The sequence below is a fragment of the Actinomadura pelletieri DSM 43383 genome, assembly GCF_003634705.1.
Classification (GTDB): Bacteria; Actinomycetota; Actinomycetes; order Streptosporangiales; family Streptosporangiaceae; genus Spirillospora; species Spirillospora pelletieri.
This window is the reverse complement of sequence record NZ_RBWU01000002.1, coordinates 1,235,298-1,260,566: the sequence shown is the minus strand read 5'-3', so window position 1 is coordinate 1,260,566 and position 25,269 is coordinate 1,235,298. Positions and strand designations below refer to the sequence as shown.

Here is a 25,269-nt window from a genome sequence, read left to right as displayed (position 1 = left end):
CTCAGCGTGGGTCGTGTTCCTCGGGTATTGCAGGGGAAGGCGCTCCGAGTAGAACGAAAGCGCCCCAGGTGGCGGGATTGGCGAGGTCGTCAGAGGCGGATTCGTCCGCGAGCATGGGTGGCATGGTGGGCGGAGGGCGGCGCTGTCGGTCGAGCATCCACAACTGGGCGAGGCGCAGCGCTTCGGCGGGGGCATGGCCCTCGTGGAGATGGTGGTGGAACGTGAAGATCAGCAGCGCGGTGGGGCGGTCGAAGACCTCCCAGCGCGCGCCTATCACGGTTGCCGCTCCGCTCTCCAGCAGCGCGGTGGCGGGCGTGAGGGCCTCGTCGTAATCTTGCCGGGCGTGGTCAGACGAACAGGCGCACAAAATGATCAGGCCGCCGGGTTTTCCGGGCCGGCGGTTCCTGGCCAGGTGCAAGATGCGGCGGACCTCCAGCCGCTTTCCTCCGGCGAGTTCGAGGTACGAGCGGGCGGCCGGCTGGATCGCGGCGGCGTGGCATCCGAAATGCAGAACGGACGCGACCGGGGACCGTGTGCCTCCCGGTAGCCAGGACAGCACCTCGTCCGGCGTGCCTGCTCCGTCCGCCGTCCCCCGCGGGCGTCCGTAACGGACGGCACTCGGATAGTAGTGCTTCACCAAGCCCCCGACGGCGCGGGCGTTCCAGAAGAAGTGGTCGCCGGACGGGTTCGCGACGAATACGCGCGGGGCGTCCGGATCGGGTCCGCGCCGCCCGGCCACATCGATGAGCTGGCGGGCCGACACCGCATAGGTGATCACGGCCTCGTGCAGGACGACCCGACGTCCGTCCGCGCCGAGCGTGGCGGCGTGCCAGGGCACCAAACCGAGGTCACCGTAGGGCACCAGCGTCAGCCGTGGCGTGCCGGCGAGCCCCCAGCCGAGGACCTCGTCCAGCAGGGGCCGAAAGGCGGCGCCCGCCCATCCGCAAAGTGCGCCGATCGCGGCATCACGCCGAGCCACCGCCGCGTCATCTGCCGTGGCCATCCGCACCGCGTCCGCCGCGGAGACGAACTCCGCCAGTGTGCCGGCCCCATCATCCTTCAGGGCGGGCAGGGGTACCCAGGACGTCGTGCCTGTCGCGCGGATGACGAGCGCGCCGGCCGTCCCGTCCGGGTCGCGGATCAGATAGGCGAGGGCGTCGGTATCGACGAGGCGCAGCGCCCGCGCGATGCTCTCGATGGAAGGCGCCGTCCTGACCTGGTCGTTCAGTACCTCGACAGTTTGGCTTCGCAGGTCGTTCGGCGGTTCCGACTGGAGCAGTTCGCCGAGCAGCTCCGTCGCGGGAGTCTCCTCGCCGTTGTTCTCCCACGCCGCGGTAGAGGGTGCGGAGGCGAGTTCTACCTGCCATCGTTCGGCCAGGTCGGGACGGATCGGCTTGAGAACCTCAGGCAGCGTCCGGGTCTCGGTCGCAACGTGTAGGACGAGGCCCCGGCCGAGTTCCAGAGCGGCGACCGCGTCCTCGTGTCTCCCGACGGCCAAGCACCAGGCGGCCATGGCGCGGGCCAGCGGCGCCGCACCCCGAGCGACCGTCAGCGCGCTCTCTGGGTCGGACTGCACAAGGACGTCCTGTCCGTGCGCCCGCATGGCCGCCATCCCGGCATCCGTCGCCCGGTCCGTGTCGCCGATTTCACGGTACAGCCGGGCCAGCCGCTGGAGGACGGCGGCTCTGGCGGGATCACCGGGGTGCCCATCGGTCAGTTCCCGCGCTCGCTCAAGGGAGGCGAGCGCGGACCACAGATCATCCTGCGCATCCTGTCCAAGCCCGCGCAGCCGGTCACGCCGTACGAGACGGGCCACTGCGAGCGCCCAGTGGAGGCGGGCCGGGGTTGCCGGTGCCGGGTGGCCCGCTGCGAGGCGTTCGTCCAGCGACAGTTCGATCAGCTCGATCGCGCGATCGAGGCGTGGGCCGTCATCGCTGATGATCGCCCAGGCCGCGAGCGCGCCGCCGCCCCGCATCAGCCGTCCGGCCGTGTCGGCGACGAGCGCTGCCATCCGCCCTGGCATGGATCCTTCCGAAACACCGGCGGCGGCCCGCTCCGCCTCCTCGGCGAGAATGCCGGCCCCCACGCCGATCCCCTCAGACTCTCGACGGAGCACCGCGCGCGCGATGGTGCCGATGCCGAGCGCGGTCCGTACGACGGCACGCCAGGCATGGTCGTCCGGAAGTCCGGCCGCGAGCGGGCGGAGGTCGGCCAGCGCAGCCTCCACGAGGTCAGCGTCTCTCACCCGCCAGCCGCGCACGACCCGGACATAGGTGCCGAGCCCTAGGACGGCCACCTCCTCCAGCGAGCCGAGACCCCGCTCTCCGTCCTCCCTCTCCCGGAGGACTCTGGCGGCGGTCTCGAAGTACAGGCCTGCCGCCGCTGCGTCATCGAACCCGCCCTTACGCCCGTGCCGGTCGAACAGGAGGGCTCCGAGCACTCCGACGACGCTCAGCGCGAGGTCGTCGTCCGGGTGGATTCCCTCGGCCGCCTTCCGCAGGTGCTCGATCGCCACGGACTCGTCGGCGCGGCTCCCGTCGCGCAGGGAGCGCAGCATCCAGATCATCCCCGCGAGGAAGTCATCGCGGGCCTTAACCCGCGGGTCGCTGGAAACCGTGCGCTTCCTGACGCGCGCGCTCAGCTCGACGAGCTCGTCGATCCTTGCCGGCTCGAACGTGTACGCCGCGTTCGACACCGCAAGGCCGGCCAGGGTGCGCAGCACATCGTCGTGCACCGGGTGACCGTGCAGCAGATGGTCGGACCGATCCATCTCGGCGAGGGCATCGGAAACCTGTTTCCAGGCCTTGTCCAGATCGTTCACCTGACCGGTGATGACCGCACGTTGGGCCAGCGTGGCTCCAAGCTCACTCGCCACAAAGGCACCGAACGCGTGGTCGGCCAACTCCGCCTGCGCCTTACCCAGCGCATCCAGGGACGTTTCGAGCCGTGCTCGGACGATAGCGGGGTCAATGCCTCGTTCCCTCTCGTCGGCGGCGAGTTTCCCCGCGGTGAGTCCGGTCAGGGTCTGCAGCAACCCGTGTGGACGAATGCCAGCGATGGAGTCAGGCAGGCTTCCGGCCGACTGTGCCTCCCTGATGAGCGAGAGAGCCTGCCCGAAGTCGGCCGAAGCATCGGTTCCTTCCATGCCCAAGCCGGCACGCAGCATCAGAGCCGTCCCCAGGCACATCCGACCCAAGGGGCGTGCCCCGGCAGGAAGGTGGTCGTCGTCCAGGCCACGCCGCAGGCGAAAGATCCCTTCCTTGAGATCGCCTCGCGCGGCATCGTCCTTGAGCGGCGTCCAATCGGAAAAGAGCCTCAGAGCGGATGCGGCATCGGGCTCTCCGAGGGTCATCATGCCTTCGGGCATGATGCGAAGCAGAAGCAGTATGCCCAGCGTCAGGTTCGCCAGCGCCCCATGCTCCTCGCCGCCCGGCTCCGCATGGCCTCTCAGCGCGTCGATGGCCGCGGCCAGATTCGCGGCGCCCCCCTGCTCCGCATACCGGTTCAGGGACGCGTGAACCGCGCCCCAACCGGCATCGGGATCATCCTGTTCCGCGAAGCCGCCCACTCAATCCCCACCAATGCACCTCAAAGGGACGTCGATATGGGGATATTAGGACACAAGGTCAAGATCGCAACGGCAATTGCACAAGTTCCATGAAATTGACATCACAAGTGGAATGCCCAATTCCATGTAAACACCTTACGAGGTGGAATCGGGCGCCGCCTCCTTCAGTTCGGCGAGAAGGCGGCGCGTCTCCGCGCCCTTGCGTCCGCCCCGCGGAAAATACGCCGCCCTCTGCAGGTGGGACCGCTCGGCCCACCGCAGCGCCTCCGCCACTTCCCCGGCCGCCGTGTGGGCACGGGCGAGCAGCCACTCGGGCCAGCCCGGTTCCAGCGGCACCCGAGTCAACATGGCCCTGGCCCGCACATGCCGGATCTCGGGAATCGCCTCGTCCGCCCTTCCCAGCATGAGCAACGCGTGGGCGTGCACGAGGTGCGCTCGCAGCGTGGACAGGTCGGCGACGCCGAACCTGAACCGACGTCGCCCGATCAGGAGCTCCGCGACCCGCGCCGCCTCCCACGCGTAACGGTGCCGCTCGTCGGGCCGGACGGCCTTTTCCGCGGCGCGCACCAGCGTCTGCGCCATCACCAGGCGAGCGATCCACGTGAAGGGATGCAACTCCCCGTAGCGTTCGGTGCGATGCGCGATCTCCTCCCGGAGGATGCCCAGCGCCTCGTCCAGGTCACCTTCGCCGTCACGTTCGCGCAGCGCTACCGCGAGGTTGGCGTGCATGGTCCGGGTGCGGTAGTGGTCCTCGCCAAGGCCCTCCCGGCGCCGAAGCCAGTTCCGGCGGTACGCCTCGACCCCCGCGTCCAGGTCCTCCGGCCGTCCACGCCGTCTGCCGTGGCGGGCCTTGAACCCCTCGATCGTCATCAGCGTGGGGTCGTCCGGGCTTAGGACGGCCGCGGCGCGTTCGCTCAGCCTGTTCCAGACCTGCACCGAGTGGAGGACCGGCCTGGTCTGACTTCTGATGTCTTCGATCCCGCACTCCACGAGGAACACGATCCGGTGGGTGGGACCGAGTTCCCGCTCGGCGTCGGCCTGGAGCGTCTCCAGACCGCTGACGTCCCCCGCCGCCTCGGCCCTGTGCATCAGCGTCTCGTACCGCGCCGCCAGGACCGCCTCGTCGTCCCGCACGGTCACCGATGCTCCTTCTCCAGTCGGCGGTGCAACTCGGCCACCATCGGTCTCAGCCCCTTGGCCAGGCGTTCGCGCTCCGCCGCTCCGAGGCGCGGCCACAGGTACTCGATCTCCTCCATCAGATTCCTCGTGATGCCGGCCAGTTCGTCGACGTAGGACAGATGTCCGGTGGCGAAGGCGCGCATCAGGTCCTCGTGAACGACGTTCAGCACCTCGAGCGCAGGCGCCCCCTCCAACTCGATCGCGCTCTTCACCGCGTGCCTCAGGACCTCCACAGCCTGGCGCGGGGAGACCTGCCGACCGGAGATGACACAGAGGTCCTCCACTACGCTCGGGGGTGGGAGACATTCCAGGACCTGCGCCGCCCTCGGGTTGTGCATCGCCCACTCGACCAGCACCCGGACGAGCGTCTCCGCCGCGAAGCGCCGCGAGAGCGGTGCCGAGGTCTCCAGCGCCTCGAGCCATCCCCGCCGATATGGCCAGTGGCTCCAGACCTTCATCTCCGTGATCACGAGTTCGGGCGCCCCTCCCCCGAACTCACCGTCCATCTCGCGGCCCAACAGGTTCGCCAGGGACTGCTCGGACTCACGGAAGGTCCTGTAGAGCGCACCCTCGCCCCCATGCCCCGTCAGGCGCTTGAGGTCGGCGCGTGTGACCTGCACGGCGGCGAAGTCGACGTCGGCCTCCAGCCCCGCAAGGTGCGCATAGGCGGCCCTGCAGAACGTATGACGCGGGTTGCGCCTTCGCCCCTCCGGCGCGGAGCCGTGCAGCGACTCTTCACCGAACGCCTCCACGGTCCACCGCGCGATGGACGTCCGTTGCAGTTCCGTCACCAGTTCGAGCATCCAGAACCTCGCTCGGCCATCCTGCGACTAGTCACCTGCGTTCCAGAGCCCCACACACGCCTGCTGGGGTTTGTGCGCCTGCCCTCTGAATCTAAGACGCCGGCCCGGAAGCGTGGGGAGCTTACCTATCGGCTTTCTGTGTCTAACCTCTCCGTCACTCGACTCTGAACCGAGCCCCCCGCTGAACCCGACTCTCCTCACCCGGCTGATCTATCCGCTGGCGTGGTGCCGGCCACATACTCCGCCTGCTCATCGAGAAGCTCCGTCACCGGGTGCTTCGCCGTCAGCGCGATCGTCCCGCTTTCGGCGCACTGGCCTCGCCGAACCGGGCCAGACAGGACGGTGCGCGCCCGACCGTCGAGAGCGCTGCCATGTCCCATGCGAAGGTGAGCGGCTGACCCTGATACCCGAGACAAGCGGTTGTATCGAGTGCCCGGCGCGCTTACCTGCCGAAAGGGTCGGTCAGGTCGAGCTGTTTTGCTTGCCGGATGTATTTGTGCGGGTCAGGTGTAGTAGGGGGCCAGGTGTTGGAGGTCGGGGATGCCGGTGCGGGTTATGGCGGCGAAGTAGTCGTCGTCGTGGGTCAGGGAGTCGAGTGGGGGGATGGTCAGGTCGGGAGGGATTTGTCCGGGGGCGAATGTGGTCGGGGCGCCGTCGGGCATGTCGCCGAACAGGCGGAGGGGGGTGCCGGGGGCGTCGAGGGGGCCGGACCAGGCGGCGAGGGTGCGTTGGGACTCGTGCCAGGCCGTGGTCGGGTCGTCGAGGACTCTTGCGAGTTCCTGTTCGACGTCGGGCCAGGTGAGGCGGGCGTCGGGGCGGTTCGGTTGGCGTACTGTGACGTGGCGTTGGGTTCCGGCCACGGTGATCGAGTCGGGGGCGGTGGCCTTGGCGGCGGTCATGAGTTCTGGGGTTCCGTAGTAGGGGTGGCCGCGGACCAGGACCAGGTGGACGTGCCGTTCGGTCGCGTTGATCAAGTTGCGGTAGGGGTCGTCGGACGGGTCGTGCCTCTCGAGGACGAGCAGGTCGGCGGCGGAGCCGGGGCGTAGGCGGCCGATCTGGGGGCCCCAGGCGGTCGCGAGTGCGTCGCCGGGGTTGGCGGTGACCATGTCGCACAGGTCGCGGTCGGTGAAGCGGCCGTCGAGGGCGTGTCGGTTGACGGTGTCGGCGACCTTGAGTTCGCCGAGGACGTGTTTGGTACCTGATGGAGACCAGTCGGAGCCGAGTGCGATGCGCAGGCCCTTGCGGTCTGCTTCGAGCACGTTGGTGGTCTGGTGGTAGAGCCAGAGGTTGGAGAACGGTGACCAGACGACCGTGCCCTTCTCGGTGGGGTCGATCGACGCGACGGCGTCGCGCCATTTCTTGAAGTCGGGGGCGGTCAGGGCGGTGCCGTGCACGCCGATCAGGCCCGGTTTGAGGCAGGGTTCGAGGTCGTCGAACTCGCGGTGGACGGTCGAGCCGGTGATGCCCTCGGCGACGTGGTAGATGAGGACACGGGTGCCGTCCAGCAGGGGTGCCCGTTCGTCGCGGAGTTCGTCGGCGTCTTGTTGGAGTGCGGCGGTCATCACCATGTCGGTGCCGAGGGGGAGCTTCTCGTTGTCGATGATCCGCAGGAGCCAGCCGTCCACGGAGCGGGTGGAGCGCGGGGCGCCCTGGATGGCCGTGGTGCCGCCGACCAGCGCCTTGACCTCGACGTATTTGATCAGGGCCTCGGGGGCGGCCTGGCCGAGGACGCGGGCGGGCCAGGTGACGGTGGTGGAGTAGTCGGGTGGGCGGCGCTCGTCGACCCAGCGGTCGTGGTGCAGGTAGGGGACGCCGACCGCCTCCCACAGCGGGAGCGTGTTGTAGGCGATGTGGTTGTGGAGATCGATCAGGCCGGGGAGGATCAGCGCGTCGGTGTCGACGTGGGGGGCGTCCGAGAAGCCGGCGGGTGGTCGTTGGGTGGGGGTTCGCAGCGCCGCCAGGCGGCCGTCGTCGCCGATGTACACGGCTCCGGGGTCGAGGATTCGGTGGTCGTCGTCGAACGTGACGACCGTCCCGTGGAGGACGAGCGCCATCAGGTCACCGGGGCCTTCCAGATCAGTGTGTGCTCGTCGTCCGGCCTGGGCCGGCTGACGGAGTTCTGCGCGTTGCCCGGTCGTGCGCGCACCCAGGCGTCGTCGCCGAGGAACGTGGGCGCGCCGAACGGCAGGTCGCGGCGTGGGATGGGGCTGTGGTCGGACTCCCTGAACTCGGTTCCGTAGTTGGGGCCGGTGTTGTCGCCGTCGTCGTCCGGGGTCACGATCGGACGCAGTCGGGTGATGGCGTCGCGCCAGGCGTTCAGCAGCTCGTCCGACTCGTGGCTCGAGGGGTGGGGGACCTCGACGAGGGGCGCCGGGGGGCGGGTCGTCCACAGCCGTACGGCTTCCCGGGCCATGAAGCCCATCGCGATGACGGCCTGCAACGATGGGCCGACCGCCCGGTCGAAGACCTCGTTGCGCCACCGAAGTTGGTCGGGGTCGTCGAGCCGGTCCTTCATGGCGAGGGCCTGGCCCGGATGCACCGCGTAGGCCCAGGCGTTCAGGCAGACGTAGGAGCGGGTCAACCCGAGTTTGGCGAGGAAGCCCTGGACCCGCTGGCCCGCGTTGCCGACGAGGCTGCGCCCGGCGATCCGCTCGGTCGGCCCGGGGTCGGACGCCACGACCAGCACGCGGGCCGAACCGTCGAGGCGGCCGCGGTAGAAGATCGGCCCCCAGTCGGTCCAGTACGCCGACTCGACCGGCGGGTCCGGCACCCGCGCGAACAGTTCGGCGAGCCGATCCGTCGGCCCACGGTCGAATTCCCGCATGTGCTTTCTCCCCCGTGAAATACGCGCGCAGGTTTCGCCGAGATCGCCTACTTCCGCGCCGGTGAATACCCTTCTGGGCCGCTCGTACGCGGGGGGACGAGTGTCGGGGTCGAGAAGTGGTGCGGATTTGTGGAGTTGTTGGATTTTCTGGTGGCGGTGCTGTCCGAGAGTGTCCGAGCGGCTGCCGAACGCGTCCGACCGTGGCGCCGGGCGGCCGCTCGACGTCCGGGATCGGGCCCTGTTCGGACGGGTCCGTCCGCCGCCCTGTTGGACACCTTCACACCTGGGATCTCCTTGTCTCACGGCGCCCGCCAGGTGCGCCGCCAAAAGAACCAAGGAGATTCAAATGACCGATAATAGGTCCACTCACAAACTGCGCCGCAATCTCCTGGCGGCGACGGTCGCCGCGCTGCCGATGCTCGCGATGGCGCCCTCCGCCGCGGCGATACCGCAGGAAAGCGCCACGGCCGCGAAGATTCTCACGTGCCGTACGGACACCGACGGCTACTGGGGTCACGCGCACTGCACCAACAACACCAATGTGGTGCGCGCCTTCCGCGCCTATGTGGTCTGCGGAGGATGGCCGGACGCCACCGGCGCGTGGCGGACGCTGAACCCCGGCCAGTCCGGCCTGTCGAGCGCTCGCTGCTTCGGCGGCACGGGCGTGGGCAGCGTCACCTGGCTGGAAGGGTGACCTACCGGTAACGGGGGCTGGAGCGGGCGTCGTCATCGTCCATGGTCGGGGTAGCGGCCACACGATGACGGCGTCCGCTTCACTACGCGCTCCTGCCGCGGGTGCCTCGACATCGAGTCCGACGTTCTCCTTGCCCTGGCCGAGGTCCAGGGCTAAATTCCTAGTTAATAGGTAGATTATGGGGGAAAGTCGGATGGACGAGGACGAGTCGACCACCGAGGCGCACTACGACCGGACACGGATGCGGCAGTGGCTCGCCTCCGGCGACGTCCGGGACCGCCGGAACCTGCTGCGCGCGCTGGCCTTCACCGGCGGCGCGGCCGCGACCTGGCACGCGACAGGGCACTGGACGCGGCCCGGAGCCGCACAGGCGTCCACGCGGCCGGTGTCGGGGGACGGTCCGATCGTCAAGCCGCTGCCCCCCGAACTGTTCGTCGTCCACGGGTCCAACGCCGAGATGCGCTGGGAGGCCATGCGCGGTCAGGGGCTGTACGTCCCGAACGACCGGTTCTTCGTCCGCAACCACACACGGACCCCGCGGATCGACGTCCGCACCTGGCGGCTGCGCCTGTACGGCACGGGCCTGCGCGGCGCGCCCTCGGCCGAGCGTCCCGTGACGTTCCGGTACGAGGACCTGCGACGCCTGCCGGCCGTGACGGTGAGCGCCGCCGTGGAGTGCGCCGGGAACGGGCGCTCGTTCTTCGGCGTCCAGCAGGGGCGGCCCGCGGAGGGCACGCCCTGGCGGCTCGGCGGCGTCGGGGTGGCACGCTGGCGCGGGGTGCGGCTCGCGACCGTGCTGGAACGTGCCGGGCTCCTGCGCTCTGCGGTGGACGTCCTCCCTCAGGGCCTGGATCCGAACGTCGTCAGCGGCGGCGTCGACCTCGGCCATGTCCGGCGCCCCCTGCCGGTCGCGAAGGCGCTCAAGGACGTGTTGCTCGTCTACGAGATGAACGGCGAGACGCTGCCGCCCGACCATGGCTTCCCGGTGCGGCTGCTGGTGCCCGGCTGGGTCGGGATCGCGTCGGTGAAGTGGCTCGGGTCCATCGAGGTCGCCGACCATCCGCTGTTCTCTCCGTGGAACACCCAGACCTACCGGTTCTTCGGTCCCGACTACCCGCCGGAGGGCAGCGCCCCGCTGACCGGACAGGTCGCCAAGAGCGCCTTCGAGTTGCCGTGGCCCGCCACCGTCCGCGCCGGACGTCCGCTCGTGCTGCGCGGACGCTCCTGGGCGCCCGGCCGGCATGTCCAAAAGGTGGAGGTCAGCACCGACGGCGGGGCGACCTGGCGGCACGCGCGGCTGCTGGGCAAGGAGCGGGGCTGGCGCCGGTGGGAGATCGCCTGGCATCCGCGCCGGACCGGGCCCACGACGCTGCTGGCCCGGGTCACCGACTCGGCCGGTACGGTCCAGCCGGAGCGGACGACCTTCAACACGTTCGGTTACCTGTTCGGGGCCGTCGTGCGCCATCCCGTTCATGTCGTGGAGGACGTGTGACGGGTCAGAGAGGGAAGTCGCGGTCCTGGTCGCGGACGGTGATCCATTGAAGTTCGCAGAACTCCTCGGCCGCGAACTCGAGGCCGAACCGTCCCCACCCCGTGTCCTTGACGCCGCCGAACGGCATGTGCGGCTCGTCGTTGACGGGCTGGTCGTTGACGTGGACGATGCCGACCTCGAGCGAGGAGGCCAGCCGAAGGCCCCGTGACCGGTCACCGGTGATGATCGAGGCGACGAGACCCAGGTCGGAGATGTTGGCGCGGGTCACGGCCTCCTCGGCCGAGTCGACCGTCTCCAGGACCACGACCGGGCCGAACGTCTCGCCCTGCGCGATCTCGGCCTCGTCCGGGACGTCCGCGAGAACCGTGGCCGGATAACACGGCGGCCGGGGAACGCCGCCCGCCAGCACGCGGGCGCCCAGCTCGACCGCCTCCCGCACCCGGCGGTCGATGAGCGCGAGGGCCCACTCGTTGATCACCGGGCCGACCACGGTGGCCGGATCGGACGGGTCGCCGGTCGGCAGCGCCGCCGCCCTGGCCGCGAACCGTGCGGCGAACTCCTCGGCCAGCGGACGTTCGACGTAGACGCGCCGGGCGCACATGCACACCTGGCCCTGGTGGATGAACGCGCCGTACGTGGCGGCGTTCACGGCGTAGTCGAGGTCGGCGTCGCCCGCGACGATCAGCGGGTTCTGGCCGCTGAGCTGGAGGACCATCCGCTTCAGATGCCGGCCGGCCTTCTCGGCGAGGCGGCGGCCGGTCGCGGTGGAGCCGGTGAAGTTGATCCGTTTCACCAGCGGGCTCGCGAGCAGCGCGTCGCCGATCCCGCCCGCCTCGCCGGGGGCGTGGGTGACGACGTTGAGCGCCCCGGCGGGCAGACCGGCCTCGTGGAGGATCTCCGCCCACAGCGCGCCGCCGGTGTAGGGGGCGTCCTCGGACGGTTTCAGCACCACGGTGTTGCCGAGCGCCAGCGGCCCGATGATCGCGCGTCCGGCGAGGGTGAGGGACGCGTTCCAGGGGGCGATCGCCGCGACCACGCCCACGGGACGTCGCACGGCCATGGCGCGGGTGCCCTCGACGTCCGACGGCAGCAACTCCCCCGCGGGCCGGTAGGCGAGCTGGGCGGCCTGGCGGAGCAGCCGGGTCGCGAAGTCGAGCTGCACACCGCCGAACACGCGGCCGCAGCCGGTCTCGGCGGCGAGGGCGGCGAGGACCTCGTCGCGGCGGCGTTCCAGGACGTCGGCGGCGCGCAGGAAGACCTGTTGGCGCCGGTGCGGCAGCGTCCGCGCCCACCCGTCGAACGCGGCGTGGGCGGCGGACACGGCCCGGTCGGCGTCCTCGACATCGCCCGCGGCGACCTCGCTGAGCGTCTCGCCCGACCAGGGAGAACGGTTCAAGTACGAGCGGCCGGAGGCGGACTCCGTCCAGTCGCCGCCGATGAAGTGACCGACGCGTGGTCTGCGCCAGCCGCTTCCGGTGGGCTCCGTTTCGGACATGAGGCTCTCGCTTTCGCCGGCGTCGACCTTGAAAGACTGCCATCACGGGCCCGTTCGACGAACGAGCGTTCCGATTGTTGGAACGATGACGACGTATTCTGAGCATTGTGAGCGAGAATCCCGTCCAGCGCCGTGCCCGCGCGGCGGCCGATCCGTCCTTCTCCGCCTCGCTGGAGCGCGGGCTGCGCGTCCTGTCCGCCTTCACCGGCGAGCGGTCGGTGCTGGGGATCGCCGACCTCGCCCGGGCGGTGGGCCTCAACAAGAGCACGACGCACCGCTACGTCGCGACGCTGACCAAGCTGGAGTACCTCCAGCAGGACCCGGAGACGAGGAAGTACCTCCTCGGCCCGCGCGCGGTGAGTCTCGGGTTCGCGGCGATCGACTCGATGGAGCTGACGAGGCTCGCCGGTCCCCCGCTCCAGGCGCTCGCCGACGAGACCGGCTACACGGCCAGCATGGGGTTGAGCGACGGTCCGGACGTCGTCTACGTGGACCGCAGGCGCAGCGGACGGCGCAGCGCGCTGGCCGTCGACCTCAACCTGCACGTGGGGTCGCGGCTGCCGGCGTACTGCACGTCGATGGGGAAGGTGCTGCTGGCCCACAAGGACGCGGCGGAGCTGCGGCAGATCCTCGACCGCACGGACATGGCCCGCCGGGGGCCGAAGACGATCACGAACCGCGAGCAGCTCACGGCGGCGCTGGCCCGGATCCGCGAGTCCGGCGTCGCGGTCAACGACGAGGAACTCGCGCCGGGCCTGCGGTCGTTCGCGGCGCCGGTGCGCGACCGGTCCGGGACGGTCGTCGCGGCGGTCAACGTGGCCGTCCACCTGACCGTAGCGCCCACCACCGTCGAGGCGCTGGCCGGACGCGTCGAACCGCCCCTACGGCACGCCGCCGCCGAGATCTCCAAGCGCCTGGGTCACCGACCCACCGCCAAATGATGTTCCAGATGACAAAATCGCGTTTCAGCCATCGGAACATCTGCTTGCTCCACCGAATTCCTCCCGACTACGGTCTTCGGCAGGGTGATCGGCGGGCGCGGACCGTCGAGACCCTCGCGTTCCTGGTGTCTCGTACTCCTGGGCGCCGTCGGTCTCGTGGTGGCATCGTGGCTGCCGGGCGGCCTGTGGGGCATGGTACGGGGAAGGACCGATATGAGCCTGTACCCCGTCGGCGACCACGTGCGGAGGCCCGATGTCCTCGGCTGAGCCCGAATCGCCGGTCGACCTGACCGAGCGGATGCTCGCCGCGATCGAGGCGACCGAGCCGCTTCTGCACGCTTACGCCACCGTCACGGCCGAGGCCGCCCGCGCCCGCGCCGCGGAACTCGCCGCCGAACTGGAGAGCGGTACCCGGCGCGGCCCCCTGCACGGCTTTCCCGTCGGCATCAAGGATTTGATCGACACGGCCGGTGTCCCCACCGCCTACGGGTCGCCCCGCTTCACCGGGCACGTCCCGGCGCGGGACGCGGAGGCCGTACGGCGCCTGCGGGACGCGGGCGCCGTGATCCTCGGCAAGCACACCACCCACGAGCTGGCCTGGGGCGGGCGCACCGACAGCCCGTTCTTCGGGCCCACCCACAATCCGTACCGGCGGGGGCACATTCCCGGCGGCTCGTCCGGCGGGTCGGCGGCGTCCGTCGTCGTGGGCAGTTCCCAGGGGGCGGTCGGCTCCGACACGGCCGGCAGCGTGCGCATTCCCGCCGCGCTGAGCGGGTGCGTCGGGTTCAAACCGACCCGCGGCCTGATCCCGCTCGACGGGGTGCTGCCGCTCGCGCCGTCCCTGGACCACCTCGGCGTCCTCGCGGGCACGGTGCACGACGCCGCGCTCCTGGCGTCCGCGCTCACCGCGACGCCGCTCGCTGGGGCGGCCCCGGACGGCTCTCCGGCGCCACGGGTCGGCTGGCTCGGCGGCTGGTTCGACGCGGTCCTGGCACCCGAGGTTCGCGCTGCCCTCGCCGACGTCCGCGCCCGGCTGGAGGGGCACGGCGTCCGGGTCGAGGACGTCGCCGTCCCCGACGAACCGCGCATGCCGGAGGCGGTCCTGAACAGGATCCTCGCCGAGGCCGGCGCCTACCACCGAAACGCGTTCGAACAGAACCCCGCCCTGTTCGGCCCCGACATCGCCGAACTGATGCGCCTACCAGCGCGCACCGCCGAAGACGCCGCGCAGGACGAGGCGGCCATCGCCCGGACAACGGCCTTCCTGACCGAGGCGCTCGGCGCCCACGACGTGCTCGTCGGCGCCACGGTCCCGATCACGGCGCCGCCGATCGGCGCGATGACCGTCGACGTCGCGGGCCGGGAGTGGCCCGTCGAGCTGGTGCTGACCCGGCTCACCTCGCTGTTCAACGCCGCCGGACTGCCCGCGGTCTCGGTGCCGGTGGCGCTCGCCGACGGTCTGCCCGTCGGGCTCCAGCTCGCCGGGGCCGCGGGACGCGACGACGCCGTCCTCGACGCGGCCCGGCTCGTCGAACGCCTGGTCCCGCGGCCGCGCCGTCCGGACCTCGTCCAGGGGAGGAACCCGTCATGAGAGTGAGCGCCGCCGTCGTCGACGAGCTGGGCGGTCCGTTCCGCGTGGAGGAGCTCGAACTCGACGAGCCCGGCCCGGGTGAGGCCCTGGTGCGGGTGGTCGCCTCGGGGATCTGCCACACCGACGAGATCACCCGGCACGGCGATCTGCCGATGCCGTTCCCCGGTGTGCTCGGCCACGAGGGCGCGGGCGTCGTCGAGGCCGTCGGCGACGGGGTGACCGCCGTGCGGCCGGGCGACCACGTCGTCATCGGCTGGCCGTCCTGCGGGTCGTGCCGCAACTGCCGCGACGGCGAGCCCCGCTACTGCGCCCGGCTCGGCGAGGCCCTGTGCGGAGGCGGGCGGCTGCTCGGTCCGCACGCCGGGCAGAGCGCGCTTCGGCGCGGCGACGGCTCCTCCGTGCACAGCCACTTCTTCGGCCAGTCGTCGTTCTCCACGTACGCGCTGACCTGGGCGGAGGCCCTGGTCGTGGTGCCCGGCACGGCCCCGCTGGAGATGCTCGGCCCGCTGGCCTGCGGGATCTCCACCGGCGCCGGCGCGGTGTTCCACACCCTCCGGCCGCGTCCCGGAGCGAGCCTCGTCGTGTACGGCGTCGGCGCGGTCGGGCTGGCCGCCGTCATGGCCGCCCGGCTGTCGCCCGCCACGACGATCATCGCCGTGGACCGGCACCCCTCCCGGCTCGCGCTGGCCGCCGAGTTCGGCGCCACGCACACCGTCCAGGCCGGCGAGACCGACCCGGTGGCGGAGGTGCGCCGTATCTGCGGCGGCCCCGCCGACCACGCGCTGGAGTGCACCGGCGTGATCGACGTGGTGCGGCAGGCCGCCGACAGCGTCGGCATGCTCGGCACCTGCGTGCTCATCGGCGGCGCGCCCGCCGGGGCGGAGTTCGCCCTCGACCATCTGGACACGCTGTGGGGCAAACGGATCGTCGGCACGCTCGGCGGCGGCGGACGCAGCCAGGTCCTCATCGGCACCCTGGTCGAACTGAACCGCCAGGGCCGGTTCCCGTTCGACCGGCTGGTGCGCTTCTACGAGCTGGACGACATCGAACGGGCGCTGGACGACAGCCGCCGCGGCGAGGTGCTCAAACCGGTCCTGCGCATGAAGCACTGAAAGACCCTTAGACACGACAGAGAGAAGGAGGACCGACCCGTGGGACTGCTCGACAGCGTCGACTGGCAAGGAAAGATCTTCAAGGACGGTGCGTGGACGGCCGGACGCGGCGGCGACTACGCCGTGGTCGAGCCCGCCACCGGCGCCGAACTCGGCCGGATGGGGCAGGCGACGCCCGAGGACGTCGCCGAGGCCGCCGCGAGCGCCGCACGGGCCCAGCGGGAGTGGGCCGCCCTGCCGCACACCGCCCGCGCCGCGGTTCTCCGGCGGGCCGGTGACCTCTGGCAGAAGCACGCCGAGGAGATCAGCGGCTGGAACATCCGCGAGGTCGGAGCCGTCCCGCCGGTGGCCGGGTTCGGCCTGCACGTGGCGGCCGAGGAGTGTTACGAGGCGGCGGGCCTGCCCGCCCGCGCGATCGGCGAGGTCCTCCCCTCGGAGGAGCCGCGGCTGTCGATGGCGCGCCGGATGCCCGCCGGCGTCGTTGCGGTGATCTCACCGTTCAACATGCCCATCATCCTCGGCATCCGCTCGGTGGCCCCGGCGCTCGCGCTCGGCAACGCCGTCCTCCTCAAGCCCGACCCGCGCACCGCGGTCACCGGCGGCGCCCTGATGGCCCAGCTGTTCGAGGAGGCGGGGCTGCCACCGGGCCTCCTGCAGCTGCTGCCCGGCGGCGCGGACGTCGGCGAGGCGCTCATCACCGACCCGAACGTGCGGGTCATCTCCTTCACCGGCTCCACCCCGGTCGGCCGCCGCATCGGTGAACTGGCGGGCAAACACCTCAAGCGCGCCCACCTCGAACTCGGCGGCAACTCCGCACTGCTGGTGCTGGACGACGCCGACGTGGACGCGGCGGTGAACCTGGCCACCTGGGGTTCGTTCTTCCACCAGGGCCAGATCTGCATGACCACCGGCCGCCACCTCGTCGCCGACCGTCTCTACGACGACTTCGTCGAACGCCTCGCCACCAAGGCGGGCGGGCTCGTGGTCGGCGACCCCGCCGCGGGCGAGGTCGCGCTCGGCCCCGTCATCGACGCCAGCCAGCGCGACAAGATCCACGGCCTGGTCTCCACCAGCGTCGACCAGGGCGCCAAGCTGGCCTCCGGCGGAACCTACGAGCAACTCTTCTACCGGCCGACCGTGCTGGCCGACATCCCGTTGACCGCACCCGCGTTCGCCGAGGAGGTCTTCGGCCCGGTCGCCCCGGTCACCCGCGTGTCGTCGGTCGAGCAGGCGGTGGAACTCGCCGCCGCGAGCGAGTACGGTCTGTCACTCGGCATCGTGACCCGGGACGCGATGCGCGGGCTGGCCGTCGCCGAGCAGATCCCGACGGGCATCGTCCACATCAACGACCAGACGATCAACGACGAGGCCAACGTGCCCTTCGGCGGCGTCCGCGCCTCCGGCACCGGTTCCCGCTTCGGCGGCGCCGCCGCGAACATCGAGGCCTTCACCGAAACCCGCTGGATCACCATGCGAGGCGAACCCGCCCACTACCCGCTCTGACCCACCACGCCGAGCCCACGGGCGTGGCCACTCCGGCCACGCCCACCCGGGTCAGGTCCGATCCTCAGCACCCAGACGCGTGTTCGGTGTGGTCGGAGGTGTCGGCGCTCCAGCTCGACAAGAAGGTGAATACGGGCTGGTGACGCGGAACGGGCAGACCACGCCGAACGGCCGCCCCGACCAGATCCGCGCCGCCGGAAATTTCCGTTCCCAAGAGGCTTCGATCGTCCGGAACCAAGGGATCGTCGCCGCCATCGCCGACGTGGCGCGGCACCGGAACGCGACCCCCGCCCAGGTGGCGCCGGCCCGGGTGCTCTCCCTCGGCGAGGACATCGTGCCGATCCCCGGCACCCGGCACCTGACCCGGCTGAAGGAGAACCACGCCGCCGCCGACCTGCGCCTGACCGCCGCGAACCTGGAGGCGCTGGCCCCCTCGCCGACCACGTGTCCGGTGACCGCTACTGATTTCGCAGGTCAGCCGTGGACGAGGACGCGGTGGATCTTGACCGGCTTGGTGGGCTCACCGTCGTTGGGCCCGTTCGGGCCGGGGGTGATCCCGCCCTTCACGATCCGGTCGAGGACGGAGAGGCCCCGGGTGACCTTGCCGAGGACCGTGTAGGCGGGCGGGATGTCGGCCCGGGAGTGGACGAGGAAGAACTGGCTTCCGTTGGTGTCCGGGCCCCAGTTGCCCATGGCGACCGTCCCGCGCGGGTAGGTCTCCTTGCCGGTGAGCTCGTCGTCGAACTCGTAGCCGGGGCCGCCCTCCTCCGCGGCGAAGATGTCACCGCACTGCAGGACGCCGAGTCGAGGCGAGTTCGTCAGCCGCCAGCACCGGGTGCGGTCGTAGAACCGCTGCCGGGACAGGCTCTCGAAGTTGTGCACGGCGCACGGGGCGTTCCGCCGGTCCATCTCGATGACGACGTCACCGAAGTTGGTGGCGATCACGACGTCCACGTCACCACGGGCGGGCGCCGTCGGCCGGGGCAGCCGCACCGTCTTCGCGGGCGGTTTCTTCGGCGTCGGCCTGAACTCGCACCGGGCCTTGTGCCCGCCACCGGAGGGCGCCGCCTGAGCCGTCCCCGCGGGAACGAGCGCGGCGGCGAGAACGACGGCGAGGGCGGTGACGGTCCAGCGCGGTCTCATGCCGCCCCACCGTAGTGATCAACTCGCAACCGGAGTAGTGGCAAAATCCGACGAAGCCTTGTGACCACGAGATCGGCGTCCGGTTGCGGCCAGCGCGGAGGCCGCAACACGGACGTGGCCGAAGCCCGTCGGGGTCAGGTCGCGAGGAGTTCCTTCAGCGCGTTGTCGATGAAGGTGGTGTCCTCGGCGTTGATGCCGTTGCCGGCGAAGTGGCCCCAGACGCCGGGGATGACGCGGAGTTCGGCGTTGGGGATGTGCTGGACGGCCCAGGCCTCGTCCTCGGGCGGGAAGTACAGGTCCTTCTCGGCGGGCATGACGATGGCGCGGGCCTTGATGGACGCGAGCGCGGCCTTGGTGTCGCCGTTGAAGCCCGGGGTGCGGCCCACGTCGGCGTTCTGCCACGTCCACAGCATGGTGAGCAGGTTGTTGGGGTCACGGTCGTCGAGGAAGAAGCCCTCCCAGAAGCCGACGAGGAAGTCTTCGAGGGAGCTGAAACCGAGCCGTTCGTAGAGGCGGTCCCAGTAGAACGCCTGCGAGAATCCCCAGCCCGCGTAGACGCGGGCGGCGGCGCGGAGGCCCTTGGTGGGCATGCTGGTGTACCAGCCGTTCTGGAAGGCGTCGTCGGCGGTGAGCGCGGCCTTCACACCCTCGAGGAAGACCTTGTTGTGGTAGCTGCATCGGGACGATCCGCAGAACGGGGCGATGCGCTCCACCATCTCGGGGTGGCTGACGGCCCACTGGTAGGTCTGGCCCGCGCCCATGGACCAGCCGAGGACGAGGGGCAGTCGTTCGATGCCGAAATGTTCGGTGACGAGGCGGTACTGGGCCTCGACGTTGTCGTACATGGTGACGTTGGGGAAGCGACCCCGGTCGTAGGGCGGCGGGGTGTTGCTGGGCGAGCTGGACAGGCCGTTGCCGAGCATGTTCGGCACGATGATGAAGTACCGGGACGGGTCCAGCGCCATGCCCTCGCCGATGAGCCACTCGTTGTCCTGGTGGCGGCCCGAGTACCAGGTGGGATAGACGATCGCGTTGCTCTTGTCGGCCGCCAGCTCACCGTAGGTCTCGTAGGTGAGCTGCGCACCGCGCAGGGTCGCGCCGCCCTGCAGGACGAAGTCGCCCAGTTCGAATGTCGTGGCCATAAGCCCCCCTTAAGTTCCCGCTGAAAATATTTCTTCTGGAATCAATGGTCAAGGGGTGAGCTGGTACAACACGTCGAACTCCAGCCCGTCGGCGGCGGCGAGGAAGACCTTCTGCCGCAGATGCCGGTCGCGGACCTCGACGGGGCCGCGCGGGCCGTCGTAGCCGAGCCCCTCCGATGCGGCCGTCATCGCGCGGACGTCCGGCTCGCCCCCGCTACGGCGGAACAGCTCGGCGAGCAGCCGCACCCCCTCGTAGCAGGACTCCCCCATGCTGTTGAGCGGCGGCGCCTGCGGGCCGAAGCGCCGGTGGTAGCGGGCACCGAAGTCCAGGCCGTCGCCGGTCGGCAGCGTCTCGAAGAACCCCGCGGCGGAGAACAGGCCGCGGGTGCCCTCCACACCCGAGGCGAGCAGCATGTTCTCGTCCATCAGCGGGCTGAAGCGCAGGTGCGGCAGCCCCGAGGCCCCGAACGCCCGGTTGAAGGCCACGGCGTCGTCCCCGACCAGGAGCATGAGAACGGCCTCGCAGCCGTTCGCGTCGATCCGGCGCAGCGGCTCCGAGAAGTCCTTCGTCCCGAGCCGGACATAGATCTCGTCGCACAGGACGGCGCCCAGTTCGGCCAGATAGGACCGGACGGCACGGGCGGTGTCGCGCGGCCACACATAGTCGTCGCCGACGATCGTCCACCGCCGGACGCCGAGTTCCGACGACAGCCAGCCCAGCGCCGGACGCAACTGCCCCTCGGGCGTCTCGCCGGTGAGGAAGACGCCCGGCGAGCGTTCGCCGCCCTCGTAGAGCGCGGTGTAGACGTACGGGACACGGCCCGCGACCCGCGGGACGATCCGCTGCCGGACGGTCGAGACGTGCCAGCCGGTGACCGCCTGCACGGCACCGGAGACGACCAGCTCGCCGACCTCGTCGGCCACCCGGTCGGGCGGCGCGCCGCCGTCGACGACGGTGAGCCGCAGCCGGCGGCCGTGCACGCCGTCCTCGGCGTTGATCTCCTCCTCGGCGAGCCGAGCGCACAGCTCGGCGGAGGGCCCGAAGAGTCCCGCGGGCCCCTGGCGCGGCACCACCAGGGCGACGCCCAAGTCGTCCATAGCCTGGACGTTAGTGGATCCTCGACCAAAATAGTTTCGAAGAGACGGTAATCTTAGGTCTCGCGATGACTACAACAGGTATGGCGCAGGACGAGCTGGACCTGCCGAGGGTGCTCGCGCGGGTCGAACGCGGCATCGCGGCCCGGCTCGGCACGGCGCTCAAGACGGCCGGCTCCACCGTCGAGGAATGGCGCGTGATCTCCCTGCTCTCCGACGGCGCCGGGCACACGATGACCGAGATAGCCGAGTTCGCGCTGCTCCCGGCGCCGACCCTGACCAAGGTGGTCGACCGTCTGGTGTCGGCGGGGCTGGTGTACCGGCGGGTGGACGAGGCCGACCGGCGCAGGGTGCTGGCGTTCCTTTCCGAACACGGCCGCGAGACGCTGGGCAGACTGACCACCGCGATCGAGGACGAGTGGCGGCGCGTGCAGGACGCGGTGGGCCGGGAGGAGCTGGCGCTGCTCCAGGTCCTGCTCACCCGGATGTCCGCGCGGCTCGCCTGACCCCCCGCCGAAGCGACTAGTTCAACGCAGAATATTTCTCTGCGAAATCACTTTGGTTCACCGGAGGTAGTTTCCGAGACCGGTGGCCAGGCCCTCGGCCGCGCGCTGCCGGAACGCCGCGCTGGACAGCTTCGCCGCGTCGCCCGGGTTCTGCATGTTGCCGCACTCGACGAACACGGCCGGGACGGTGGACATGTTCAGCCCGCCGAGGTCGTCCCGCCGGTCCAGCGCGTCCTCCCCGCGGTAGGTCGAGTAGGGCATGCCGGTGCCGGAACGGTATCCGTCCCGGATCTCCACGCCGAGCCGGTGGGACGGCTCGACGATCGACGCGTTCCTCCCCACAGGGGCGGGTTCGATGACGTGGAACCCGTGCCCGGACCTGGGCGCTCCATCGGCGTGGATCGACACGACGGCGGCCGCGCGAGCCCGGTTGCCGATGGCCGCCCGCTCGGTGATGCACGGACCGACCCCGGTGTCGTTCTCGCGGGTCAACGTCACCTTCGCGCCCTGCCGCCGGAGCACACCAGCCAGCCGAACCCCCAGGTCCCAGGCGAAGGCGTGCTCGGTGTAACCGTCCCGTGTCGTGGTGCCGACCGTGTTGCACGGCTTGTAGCCGTTCCCGACGAACACCCGCTTGTTGATCACCTCCGGGTGGTCGGCGTTCCCGCCGTTGTGACCCGGGTCGATGACGATGACCTTTCCCTTCACCGCGGAACCGCCCGTCTCGGTGGTCCCGGGCGTGGACGTCGGAGCGCCACCCGTCGTCGCGGGCGTGGACGTCGGCGTGCCGCCCGTCGTCGCGGGCGGTGACTCTCCGTTGTCAGAACCCCCGCCGCACGCGGCCAGCATCACCAGACACAGCCCGGCGACCGCGGGCCCGTACCCATGAATCCGCACCGGCCATCCCCCCGTGACAGCTCGCGCATCCCCTCCCCCAATCTGCGCGTCCGAGAGCCGCCTAAACAACGACCGGGACCACCCCCATACACCACGCACACCGCCGACCTGTGCCGGTGCCGAGAACACCGGAAAAGCGGTCAGATGATCTTGCCGAGGGAGCGGGGTGGGAATTGGCGAGAAGTGCCGACATTCTTTGGACGTGCGCGTGGTTCGGTCCATTAGCTGGGCTGGCTTGGGACGTCTTTTGGACCCGGGGGTTGCCGGGCGGCCTCGGTCTGGTTACGGTTCAGTCGATTAACAGGAAAGTTTCCTAAAGATTCGAGGTCACATCTGTGCCCCGATCGCCCCCCGCCAAGGTCACTTCGCCATGTCGTTCTCGCGACGTATCTCGGGGTTCGGGGTCTCCCACGTGTCCACACCTCCCACCCGGAGTAAGAAATGAGAAGACTGCTCCCAGGCGTCCTGATCAGCGCGCTCTGCTCCCTCGTCGCGGCCCTGCTGGTCCCGGGCTCGGCGAACGCCGCGCCCACGGCGGACGTCACCAAGCACGCCGCGCCCTACCTCTACATGGGTTGGGGCAACCCGCCGGACCCGGTCACCGTGATGAACGCGTCCGGTACCAAGATGTTCACGATGGCCTTCATCCTGGCCCAGAACGGCTGTAACCCGGCGTGGGACAGCCAGCGTCCGCTCAAGGGCAGCGTGGACGACCGGACGATCGAGAAGATCCGCGCGGCCGGCGGTGACATCATGCCGTCGATCGGCGGCTGGTCCGGCAACAAGCTCGGCCCGAACTGCCAGACGGCCGAGGCCCTGGCGGGCGCCTACCAGAAGGTCATCGACGCCTACGGCCTCAAGGCCATCGACATCGACATCGAGAACAAGGACGAGTTCGAGAGCGCGGCCGTCCAGGACCGGATTCTCGGCGCCCTGAAGATCGTCGAGCAGAAGAACCCCGGCATCCAGACGATCATGACGTTCCCGACCCTCAACAGCGGCCCGAACTCCTGGGGCAAGCGCCTCATCGACCGCGCGGCCGAGCTGCAGGTCCCCGTGGACGTGTGGACGATCATGCCGTTCAACTTCAGCGGCCACTCGGACATGTACGGCTTCACGGTCAAGTCGTCCGAGGGCCTCAAGGAGACGCTGAAGGCGGCGTTCAAGTGGTCGGACGAGGTCGCCTACTCCCACATGGGCATCTCCGGCATGAACGGGAAGTCCGACGTCGGGGAGATCACCACCACGGCGATCTGGACCCAGATCCGCGACTGGGCCAAGGCCAAGGGCCTGTCCCGCTTCACGTTCTGGGCGGTCAACCGTGACCGTCCGGGCAGCGGCACCGACCAGCAGAACTGGGAATTCTCCAAGATCACTGCCGGTTTCTGACCAACCCCCAGGCGGCCCGCGTCCCAGCTCCGGGGACGCGGGCCGCGCCCTTGTCGAGGCCCTTGTCGAGGCCCGTGTCGGGGCCCGTGTCGGGGCCCGTGCCGCTCACCGGGGAGTGAGCCGGACGACCGGATACTCCCGCTCCGACTTGCTCTGATATTTCGCGATTCGTGGCTGTGCGGCGGCGATGCTCCGCCAGGCCCGCTCGCGGTCCTCGCCCTCCAGCCGGTGCGGCGTCACCGGGACCGGGTCGCGGTCGGGCAGTTCGATCGACGCCCGGTCCGGATGCGCCATCAGGTTGGTGTACCAGTCGGGGTTCCGACTTCCGCCGCCCGACGCGACGACCAGCCGGGCGCCCTCGTCGTCGGTGAACCATGCCACGGGCGTCTCCCGCCGTTCCCCGCTCCGCCGGCCCACCGTGTGCAGGATGAGCACGTCCATCTTCATGAACGTGCCACGGCCACGCCGGACCTTGCGGTTCACCCGGGCGTTCATCCGGTGCTGCATCCACCGCGAGAACGCGCCCGGCGTACCGGGCCTGCGCTTTTCGCCGCGCTCCGCCTGCTGATTCCGCGTCATCGGACGCCTCCGATCGGTCCATTCATCTCGTGCACCGTTATCTCCCGCGACATCGCCGGACCACGGGGTCCGACAATGCCTCCGATATCGCCCGGTCAGGAATCCCCAGGTCGATGACGGTGACGCTAGTCGCGGCTCCCGAGCGGGCGCTTCTCGATTCCTGACCGGTCCGGCCACGTGGGGCCGGTACCCCCGCCGCCGCACGTCACACGCGGTGCGAACCGGGCTAGGGTGGCGGGCGTGGAATGGGTCGAGCGGGTGTTGAAGGTCCGCAGACACTCGCACGACGGGGTACGCGCCCCGCACAAACCCCTGCTGTTGTTGTACGCGCTCGGACGATTCCGACATGAGGGTCCGCGCGCCATCGAGTTCTCGGCGGCGGAGGACGATCTGCGGCGACTGCTGGCCGAGTTCGGGCCGCCCCGAAAGACCAGTCCCGGTTATCCGTTTCACCATCTGACCAATGACGACGGCCTCTGGGAGGTCAGGACGGCCGACGGCGGGCCGAGCCCGGGTTCCGCGGTCGGGGCGTTGCGCTCCCGGGGCGCGGCGGGCCGGTTGCATCCGGAACTCGCGGCGGCGCTCGCCGACGATTCGGCGTTGCTGCCCCGGTTGGTCCGGGCGTTGCTGGAGACGTACTTCGCGCCGTCGCTGCACGCCGACATCTGCCAGATGGTCGGCCTGGAGTTGGAGGACGCGGAGCTGCCCACCGACGTCCAGGAGGAGCTCGGCCGTCGTGATCCGGCGTTCCGGCTGGAGGTGCTGGAGGCGTACGAGTTCTGCTGCGCCTTCTGCGGCTACGAGGGCTGGCTGAACGGCGCGGCCGTCGGCCTGGACGCCGCGCACGTGCGCTGGCGCACCTATGGCGGCCCGGACCGGCTGGACAACGGCATCTGCCTGTGCGCGCTGCATCATCGGCTGTTCGACCGGGGTGTCGTCGGGCTGACCGGCGACCGCCTGATCACCGTGTCGCGCAAGTACGTCGGCCGGACGGCCGCGTCCGAGAATCTGGTCCTTGAACTGGTGGGACGACCGGCACGCGACCCGCAGCCGGGCCTGCTCCCGGTGGGGTCCACGCACATCGACTGGCATGCCCGTCAGGTCTTCCGCGGCCCGGCCCGAGCGGCCTGACTGTCGAGTTTCGCCCGCGAAAGGGCGCGGCATTGTCGACTAGTGCCGATATTCGCGCGCGCTGAGGCTGGTTCGGTGTACAAGCTGGGGTGGTTGGCCTGCGCAAATGGACGAGGTTCGACGAAGGGCTTGCCCGGGTCACGGTCGCTGGTTACCTTGCTTCAAAACTGATAGGAAACCTTCCT

The 25,269-nt window shown here is 70.3% G+C and carries 20 protein-coding genes and 1 pseudogene; 10 read left to right on the top strand and 11 right to left on the bottom strand.

The window, feature by feature from the left end; translation table 11 throughout:
* Position 1 precedes the first annotated feature (1 nt).
* The 5 genes from BZB76_RS12320 to BZB76_RS12300 all read right to left on the bottom strand — a co-directional run bounded on the left by BZB76_RS12320 (position 2) and on the right by BZB76_RS12300 (position 8,374).
* Positions 2–3,568, bottom strand: a complete 3,567-nt coding sequence (locus BZB76_RS12320) for a CHAT domain-containing protein (RefSeq protein WP_121434383.1) — start codon at positions 3,566–3,568, stop codon at positions 2–4.
* Between the two features lie 135 nt (positions 3,569–3,703).
* Positions 3,704–4,708, bottom strand: coding sequence for a hypothetical protein (locus BZB76_RS12315; protein WP_121434382.1), 1,005 nt, complete (start codon positions 4,706–4,708; stop codon positions 3,704–3,706).
* Positions 4,705–5,550: a hypothetical protein gene (locus tag BZB76_RS12310; protein ID WP_121434381.1), complete on the bottom strand. Its 846-nt coding sequence runs from the start codon at positions 5,548–5,550 to the stop codon at positions 4,705–4,707. The genes BZB76_RS12315 and BZB76_RS12310 overlap by 4 nt, the downstream gene beginning before the upstream one ends.
* Positions 5,551–6,053: 503 nt before the next feature.
* A complete protein-coding gene (locus tag BZB76_RS12305) occupies positions 6,054–7,604 on the bottom strand; it encodes an amidohydrolase family protein (protein WP_121434380.1) in 1,551 nt (516 codons plus the stop codon).
* Complete coding sequence (locus tag BZB76_RS12300; protein WP_121434379.1) at positions 7,604–8,374, bottom strand: uracil-DNA glycosylase family protein; 771 nt, start codon at positions 8,372–8,374, stop codon at positions 7,604–7,606. The genes BZB76_RS12305 and BZB76_RS12300 overlap by 1 nt, the downstream gene beginning before the upstream one ends.
* A 346-nt stretch (positions 8,375–8,720) precedes the next feature.
* Between BZB76_RS12300 and BZB76_RS12295 the strand changes: the two genes are divergently transcribed.
* Both BZB76_RS12295 and BZB76_RS12290 read left to right on the top strand, forming a co-directional pair.
* Entirely contained in the window at positions 8,721–9,068 is a 348-nt protein-coding gene (locus BZB76_RS12295; RefSeq protein WP_211342955.1) for a hypothetical protein, read from the top strand.
* Between the two features lie 193 nt (positions 9,069–9,261).
* Positions 9,262–10,560 (top strand): sulfite oxidase, encoded by a 1,299-nt coding sequence (locus BZB76_RS12290; protein WP_121434378.1) that lies wholly within the window; start codon positions 9,262–9,264, stop codon positions 10,558–10,560.
* Between the two features lie 4 nt (positions 10,561–10,564).
* Here the strand turns inward: BZB76_RS12290 and BZB76_RS12285 are convergent, their stop codons facing one another.
* Positions 10,565–12,055: an aldehyde dehydrogenase family protein gene (locus BZB76_RS12285; RefSeq protein ID WP_121434377.1), complete on the bottom strand. Its 1,491-nt coding sequence runs from the start codon at positions 12,053–12,055 to the stop codon at positions 10,565–10,567.
* A gap of 107 nt (positions 12,056–12,162) precedes the next feature.
* Here BZB76_RS12285 and BZB76_RS12280 point away from each other — a divergent pair, with 107 nt between their 5' ends.
* From BZB76_RS12280 to BZB76_RS35260, 5 genes and pseudogenes are all read left to right on the top strand, one after another.
* The gene (locus BZB76_RS12280) at positions 12,163–12,996 is read left to right on the top strand and encodes an IclR family transcriptional regulator (protein ID WP_246006893.1); all 834 of its coding nucleotides are present in this window, start codon (positions 12,163–12,165) and stop codon (positions 12,994–12,996) included.
* Between the two features lie 253 nt (positions 12,997–13,249).
* A complete protein-coding gene (locus BZB76_RS12270; RefSeq protein WP_121434376.1) occupies positions 13,250–14,587 on the top strand; it encodes an amidase in 1,338 nt (445 codons plus the stop codon).
* Positions 14,584–15,699, top strand: coding sequence for an NAD(P)-dependent alcohol dehydrogenase (locus tag BZB76_RS12265; protein ID WP_121434375.1), 1,116 nt, complete (start codon positions 14,584–14,586; stop codon positions 15,697–15,699). The genes BZB76_RS12270 and BZB76_RS12265 overlap by 4 nt, the downstream gene beginning before the upstream one ends.
* 39 nt (positions 15,700–15,738) lie before the next feature.
* On the top strand, positions 15,739–17,202 hold the full coding sequence (locus BZB76_RS12260; protein ID WP_121434374.1) for an aldehyde dehydrogenase family protein: 1,464 nt from the start codon (positions 15,739–15,741) through the stop codon (positions 17,200–17,202).
* 79 nt (positions 17,203–17,281) lie between these two features.
* Positions 17,282–17,614: pseudogene (locus tag BZB76_RS35260) on the top strand (aldo/keto reductase); the annotation flags it as partial.
* 62 nt (positions 17,615–17,676) lie between these two features.
* Here the strand turns inward: BZB76_RS35260 and BZB76_RS12250 are convergent.
* From BZB76_RS12250 to BZB76_RS12240, 3 genes are all read right to left on the bottom strand, one after another.
* Complete coding sequence (locus BZB76_RS12250; RefSeq protein ID WP_121434372.1) at positions 17,677–18,345, bottom strand: peptidylprolyl isomerase; 669 nt, start codon at positions 18,343–18,345, stop codon at positions 17,677–17,679.
* Positions 18,346–18,479: 134 nt separating this feature from the next.
* The gene (locus BZB76_RS12245) at positions 18,480–19,487 is read right to left on the bottom strand and encodes an alpha/beta fold hydrolase (protein WP_121434371.1); all 1,008 of its coding nucleotides are present in this window, start codon (positions 19,485–19,487) and stop codon (positions 18,480–18,482) included.
* A gap of 48 nt (positions 19,488–19,535) precedes the next feature.
* Entirely contained in the window at positions 19,536–20,585 is a 1,050-nt protein-coding gene (locus BZB76_RS12240; protein WP_121434370.1) for a substrate-binding domain-containing protein, read from the bottom strand.
* 65 nt (positions 20,586–20,650) lie between these two features.
* Between BZB76_RS12240 and BZB76_RS12235 the strand changes: the two genes are divergently transcribed.
* Positions 20,651–21,088: a MarR family winged helix-turn-helix transcriptional regulator gene (locus BZB76_RS12235; RefSeq protein WP_211342954.1), complete on the top strand. Its 438-nt coding sequence runs from the start codon at positions 20,651–20,653 to the stop codon at positions 21,086–21,088.
* A 57-nt stretch (positions 21,089–21,145) separates the two neighbouring features.
* Here the strand turns inward: BZB76_RS12235 and BZB76_RS12230 are convergent, their stop codons facing one another.
* The gene (locus BZB76_RS12230; RefSeq protein ID WP_337959748.1) at positions 21,146–21,985 is read right to left on the bottom strand and encodes an N-acetylmuramoyl-L-alanine amidase; all 840 of its coding nucleotides are present in this window, start codon (positions 21,983–21,985) and stop codon (positions 21,146–21,148) included.
* 441 nt (positions 21,986–22,426) lie between these two features.
* Here BZB76_RS12230 and BZB76_RS12225 point away from each other — a divergent pair, with 441 nt between their 5' ends.
* Entirely contained in the window at positions 22,427–23,374 is a 948-nt protein-coding gene (locus BZB76_RS12225) for a chitinase (protein WP_121434368.1), read from the top strand.
* 105 nt (positions 23,375–23,479) lie between these two features.
* Here BZB76_RS12225 and BZB76_RS12220 read toward each other — a convergent pair whose 3' ends face one another.
* Positions 23,480–23,953 carry a nitroreductase family deazaflavin-dependent oxidoreductase gene (locus BZB76_RS12220; protein ID WP_121434367.1) on the bottom strand — a complete coding sequence of 158 codons (474 nt, stop codon included), beginning with the start codon at positions 23,951–23,953 and terminating at the stop codon, positions 23,480–23,482.
* A 240-nt stretch (positions 23,954–24,193) separates the two neighbouring features.
* Here BZB76_RS12220 and BZB76_RS12215 point away from each other — a divergent pair, with 240 nt between their 5' ends.
* Entirely contained in the window at positions 24,194–25,084 is an 891-nt protein-coding gene (locus BZB76_RS12215; protein ID WP_121434664.1) for a phosphorothioated DNA-binding restriction endonuclease, read from the top strand.
* Positions 25,085–25,269 lie beyond the last annotated feature (185 nt).

Coding starts and splice junctions, on each gene's coding strand:
- BZB76_RS12310 (WP_121434381.1), bottom strand. CDS start 5,550: ATGCTCGAACTGGTGACGGAACTGCAACGGACGTCCATCGCGCGGTGG.
- BZB76_RS12305 (WP_121434380.1), bottom strand. CDS start 7,604: ATGGCGCTCGTCCTCCACGGGACGGTCGTCACGTTCGACGACGACCAC.
- BZB76_RS12300 (WP_121434379.1), bottom strand. CDS start 8,374: ATGCGGGAATTCGACCGTGGGCCGACGGATCGGCTCGCCGAACTGTTC.
- BZB76_RS12295 (WP_211342955.1), top strand. CDS start 8,721: ATGACCGATAATAGGTCCACTCACAAACTGCGCCGCAATCTCCTGGCG.
- BZB76_RS12290 (WP_121434378.1), top strand. CDS start 9,262: ATGGACGAGGACGAGTCGACCACCGAGGCGCACTACGACCGGACACGG.
- BZB76_RS12285 (WP_121434377.1), bottom strand. CDS start 12,055: ATGTCCGAAACGGAGCCCACCGGAAGCGGCTGGCGCAGACCACGCGTC.
- BZB76_RS12270 (WP_121434376.1), top strand. CDS start 13,250: ATGTCCTCGGCTGAGCCCGAATCGCCGGTCGACCTGACCGAGCGGATG.
- BZB76_RS12265 (WP_121434375.1), top strand. CDS start 14,584: ATGAGAGTGAGCGCCGCCGTCGTCGACGAGCTGGGCGGTCCGTTCCGC.
- BZB76_RS12250 (WP_121434372.1), bottom strand. CDS start 18,345: ATGAGACCGCGCTGGACCGTCACCGCCCTCGCCGTCGTTCTCGCCGCC.
- BZB76_RS12245 (WP_121434371.1), bottom strand. CDS start 19,487: ATGGCCACGACATTCGAACTGGGCGACTTCGTCCTGCAGGGCGGCGCG.
- BZB76_RS12240 (WP_121434370.1), bottom strand. CDS start 20,585: ATGGACGACTTGGGCGTCGCCCTGGTGGTGCCGCGCCAGGGGCCCGCG.
- BZB76_RS12235 (WP_211342954.1), top strand. CDS start 20,651: ATGACTACAACAGGTATGGCGCAGGACGAGCTGGACCTGCCGAGGGTG.
- BZB76_RS12225 (WP_121434368.1), top strand. CDS start 22,427: ATGAGAAGACTGCTCCCAGGCGTCCTGATCAGCGCGCTCTGCTCCCTC.
- BZB76_RS12220 (WP_121434367.1), bottom strand. CDS start 23,953: ATGACGCGGAATCAGCAGGCGGAGCGCGGCGAAAAGCGCAGGCCCGGT.